Source organism: Mycobacterium sp. E3339 (genome assembly GCF_001666915.1).
Classification (GTDB): domain Bacteria; phylum Actinomycetota; class Actinomycetes; order Mycobacteriales; family Mycobacteriaceae; genus Mycobacterium.
Map to the genome: position 1 here is coordinate 1 of NZ_LZIZ01000053.1, position 592 is coordinate 592.

General features: G+C 70.8%; 1 pseudogene. It reads left to right on the forward strand.

The annotated features are described in order from the left end of the window. Nucleotides 1-539, forward strand: a pseudogene (locus tag A5702_RS04535) (hypothetical protein); the annotation flags it as partial. Nucleotides 540-592 lie beyond the last annotated feature (53 nt).

Genomic DNA, 592 nt, shown 5'->3' on the forward strand with positions numbered 1-592 from the left:
CGCCGCAGCACCAGGCGACGATCGACGCGCTCAAGAAGCTCGACTTCGCCGACAGCACGGCGACCGGGCAGGCCATCTTCACCGCCCTGCACGCGGTCAGCGCCACCGCCATCACCGGTGGCGACACGCCGCCGCCGGCCCGCATCGTGCTGGAGTCGGACGGCGCCGAGAATGTGCCGCTGGATCCCAACGCCCCGCAGGGGGCGTTCACCGCGGCCCGGGCCGCCAAGGCCGAGGGCGTGCAGATCTCGACGATTTCGTTCGGCACCAAGACCGGCGAGATCGAGATGGACGGGCAGCGGGTCGCGGTGCCGGTCTCGACGGACCAGATGAAGATGATCGCCAAGCTCTCCGGCGGGCAGTCCTACACCGCCGGCACCGTCGACGAGCTGTCCAAGAGCTACAACGCCATCGAGAAGGACATCGGCTACCGCACCGTGCCGGGTCCCGGCAGTGCCGGGTGGTTGCGCCTGGGCGTGCTCACCGCCCTGATCGCGACGGCGCTGGCGCTGCTGATCAACCGGCGACTGCCGGTCTGATCGCTCAGGAGGGCAGCCGGCGGTTCAGGAACAGGCCGGCCAGGACGGCGCCG